This is a genomic window from Flavobacterium sp. UBA4854, assembly GCF_002399805.1.
Classification (GTDB): Bacteria; Bacteroidota; Bacteroidia; order Flavobacteriales; family Flavobacteriaceae; genus Flavobacterium; species Flavobacterium ginsengisoli.
Map to the genome: position 1 here is coordinate 88,659 of NZ_DHEI01000080.1, position 4,064 is coordinate 92,722.

General features: G+C 32.4%; 3 protein-coding genes and 1 pseudogene. 2 read left to right on the top strand and 2 right to left on the bottom strand.

Annotation, left to right across the window (positions count from 1 at the left end):
- Both B3J44_RS11310 and B3J44_RS11315 read right to left on the bottom strand, forming a co-directional pair.
- Positions 1 to 1,079: pseudogene (locus B3J44_RS11310) on the bottom strand (polyphosphate kinase 1); the annotation flags it as partial.
- Positions 1,080 to 1,084: 5 nt separating this feature from the next.
- Positions 1,085 to 1,570, bottom strand: coding sequence for a SixA phosphatase family protein (locus B3J44_RS11315; RefSeq protein ID WP_198856272.1), 486 nt, complete (start codon positions 1,568 to 1,570; stop codon positions 1,085 to 1,087).
- A gap of 500 nt (positions 1,571 to 2,070) precedes the next feature.
- Between B3J44_RS11315 and B3J44_RS11320 the strand changes: the two genes are divergently transcribed.
- Positions 2,071 to 2,682, top strand: a complete 612-nt coding sequence (locus tag B3J44_RS11320; protein ID WP_286968538.1) for an Fn3-like domain-containing protein — start codon at positions 2,071 to 2,073, stop codon at positions 2,680 to 2,682.
- Between the two features lie 54 nt (positions 2,683 to 2,736).
- Positions 2,737 to 4,064, top strand: a 1,328-nt coding sequence (locus B3J44_RS11325) for a hypothetical protein (protein ID WP_286968539.1), incomplete at its 3' end; no start/stop codon positions are given.

The following is a 4,064-nucleotide window of genomic DNA, read 5'->3' on the forward strand; positions in this document are numbered from 1 at the left end:
GGATCTAAAGCCGCTTCTCGCAAAAATTTGGTTAAATAAGAAAAAGACTGATAGGGCGCGTGAACTAAATAGTCTTTTTTACTGATTTTTTCTAAAATACTGCCTTCTAAGCTTAAACCAGGAACCGGCATAGGCTCATTTGGCTTATACAATAAATCGTAACGTCCTAAATTTGGAAAACTCATATAATCGCGGCGATTATGATATCTTCCTCCAGGAATTATACTATCTGTTTCTACAATTTTCATTTTATCTAAGAAAAATTGCAGCGTATCATCTTCAATTAAATTATCATAAATAAAACGAACAGGTTCTCCTATACGACGGTCTTTTACAGATGTAGCAATTTTTTCAAGCATACTTTTGCTCAAATCACTGTCAATGTCCAATTGTGCGTCTCGGGTAATTTTAATCATGTGAGCAGAAACACTCTTATAATCGAATATATTAAAGATGTTTTTCAGTTTGAAACGGATGACATCATCAATTAAAATAACATATTGTTTTTCGTCTTCAGACGGAAGAACGACAAATCTGTTAATATTTTTTGGAATTTCGATTAAGGCATAACGAACCTCATCATTAGCTAATTCTAAACGAACTGCCAGATAACCTAACGTATCTTTTAAAATTGGAAAAACTGCTAAATCATTTAAGATAATTGTTACCAGTTCTGGACTTAATTTTTGAGTATAAAAGTCTTTTAAGAAACACTCTTGTTTTGGTGTAATCTGCGTTTCGTTTATAATAAAAATATTCTCAGATTCGAGTTCGGCTTCAATATTACTAAGTATACGCAAACTTTCAGATTGTTGCTGAATTACAATTTCGGTAATATCTTTAATTAATTGGTGGGCAGAAATACCTCCTAAATATTTTTCGCCAGAAATACCCGAAAGGCTTAATCGCCGAATGGCTGCATATCGAACTCTAAAAAATTCGTCTAAATTGTTTGAAAAAATTCCAACAAAACGCAGTCTGTCTAAAAGTGGCACTGTACTATCTGCAGCTTCTTGAAGTACTCTTGCATTAAACGCTAACCAGCTTTTTTCTCTATCGATATATTTCTGTTCGTACACTGTTATTATTTTAAATCTTTGGGGAAAATAGTTTTATGTGTTTTGCCCTTATGGATAGTGTCCCAGCTTTCTGCATCAAATTGTAATGATACAAAGCCTGAAGTTGGAACATTTTCTATAAAAACATCCCCAAATTTATTAACAAAATTTGTAATAGCCTCGTTATGTCCGAAAAGAATAACGCTTTCAAAACTATTATCACACGATTTAATAACTTTTTCGAGTTGTTTATCGTCAAAAGTATATAACTCGTCTTTGTAAACAATGCTTTCTATAGGGTATGAAATATTTTGAGCAAAAATCAATGCTGTTTCTGAAGCCCTCGCAGCAGTGCTACTCCAAATAATATACGTTTTAGGAAGATACTCTGAAATATTTAATGAAACGTCGTGCGCGTCTAAAATTCCTCTTTTCATTAAAGGACGATCAAAATCTTTTAATGGTGCTTCCCAGCTAGATTTGGCATGACGAATTAATATGAGATTTTTCATAAGCTGCATAATTTAAAAACCTGTTTTACAGGATGTTTTTTTTAATTAAGTTCTAATTTACAAAAGATATTTTAAACCTTTTCTTTTTTTTATTTCTGTTAACATTCTTATTAAATTTTAACAAGAATGCATTATTCTCAATACATTAACATTAACATAAAATAGAAACGTAAATTTCTATTTTTTTATGTAATTCATCTAAGAAATTAGTATTTAGTCGATATTATACATTTTTTTAAAAATTTAACTAAATACTTGATTATTAATTATTTACAACATTAAAAATAAACCTATTTTCATCAAAAGAGCAAAAAAATGTACGAAAAAATTCTACTTTTTTGAGTTAAAAAAAAGTGTTTTTGGGTCATTTTTTTCTAAAAAAGTAACACTTCAACGAGTTTTTTGGTTAGTTACAGATAAAAAAATAATATTAGAAAAACTCTAATATAACTTTGATTCTGTTAAAATTTCATAAATACTTTAAAATAAAATCTTAAGTTATGAAAACTAAATCTACTCTTGAAAAAGCGGTGAAATTTGTAAGCAATTGTAAGATTATTTTTTCGCAAAGAAAAAATATCTTTCAAAAGAACTTTTTTACGCTGCTACTCTGCTTGATTACAACGGTTTTATTTGCTCAGTCTGGTTCGTGTGGTTCGGAAATCACTATTGATGGATCAAATGAGCAAAAATTTACGGGTGCAGAAACTTCCTTTGTGCTTCAAATTAAAAATACTGGAAACGCAACAGATACTTATCAATTATCTGCTGATAATTTTTCAGACTTCAATGAAAATCCAGATGGAAGCTCTTCAAAAAGCAATGTTTTATTTACTAATAGACTGGAAAACAAAACCATTACTCTTGCTCCAGGAGAAAGCAAAGAATTTTACATAAAGCTTAATCCAAGAGATCTTAGTCAGCTTGATCAATGGAATGGGACTAAAATCATTGCAACATCTTCTACTTGTCCTCAAAGCATAAGCCAAACTATTGTTTACACCTATGTCCCTCCCAAAAAAACAAAAGGGGTTGGGTTTAACGACTTCTTCTTAGATTTTAAAAAGATCGCAGCTTCTAAAACACTTTATGCTTTAAACTACCAAATGTAGTAGTCATTCGTTTTACTCGTAGTTCTAATTACAGCAATATTAAAAATATTTAATATGAAAAACTTTACATTTAAGATCAATTTACAAATTCTTTTAAGCCTTGTGTTGAGCACTTTATGCATCAATATTTATGCTGGCGAAGGTTCTAAACAAACAACTCCAGATGTTAATCATAGAGCTTCTCTTTGCATAAATAATGATGAATACGGAAATTTTGCTCGATATGGTTCAACCAATGAACAAAGGCTTTACATTAGAATTCAAAATCCAAATAGCGAAAAGGTGTACTTAGGTTTTACTAGAGCCAGAAGAACTGCACCGGATAACAGCAACGAAATAGATTCTAAGTTCAGAATTATGAAACCTGACGGTACGGTTGCTTTTGCTAGTTATAATTTGACCAGTCTTACAGCAAACATAACAGGTACTGAAGTTCAACGCCTTTCAAGAGCCCAAAATGGTCCGAATGGAGTCGATGGAGTTACTACTGCTGGTTATGTTCCTATTGTATTTGATCCAACAGGTATGCCTGCTGGTGATTATTGGATTGAATTTGAAAGCAACAGTTCAAGCTATTCTGAACTTTATTATAATTATTATGATATAACTGTAGCTAACAACAGTACTAAAAATTCAATTCCAGGTCGCCTTTATTCAAAACGTTGGGCTTTTGCCATGAACAATGTTACCACCGATTTTACAGGAGCTTTCTATGTTTTTGCTCCCGACAATGGCTCTACAACTGGAGCTACCACTCAAAATGGTTTTGTTAATAAAATCAATTTCAATGGTGCAGGTTTTAGACCATGGTACTTCAATGTTGCTTTTAACAATACAGGTCCGGGAAATTCAGGAAATGCTGCAAATGATCAAAAAAGCGTTTACAATGCTTCTGATGCCACAAAAATGAGTCCGAAGTATGAGGTTTTCTTAAACGATCCTGACATTAATGTCTGGAAAAACGGAACTTACAACGGCAACATAGTCATTAACGGAATCACCAATTGTGGTATTGGTGAAAGCAATATCAATATCAGCGTTTTTAAAAGCGGAACAATTGAAATACTTCTTGATTTTAATGGCGGAGACGGGGTTTATACTCCAGGTACCAAAGATGTCTTGACAACTCAAACTGTTACTGCATCAGGCGCTCCTCCTTATGCCGTAAGTGTTCCTTGGAATGGAAAAGATGGTTTAGGAAACACGATTGCACAAGGAACGAATATACCTATTGTCGTTACATTTGGGCAGGCTGCATTCCATTTTCCAATATATGATGTAGAAGAAAATCAATATGGTTTTTCATGCACAACTGTAAGACCAGCAGCTCCATCAGGATACGTTTTAAAGTTTTACTGGGATGACAGCGCCATTACTTATAC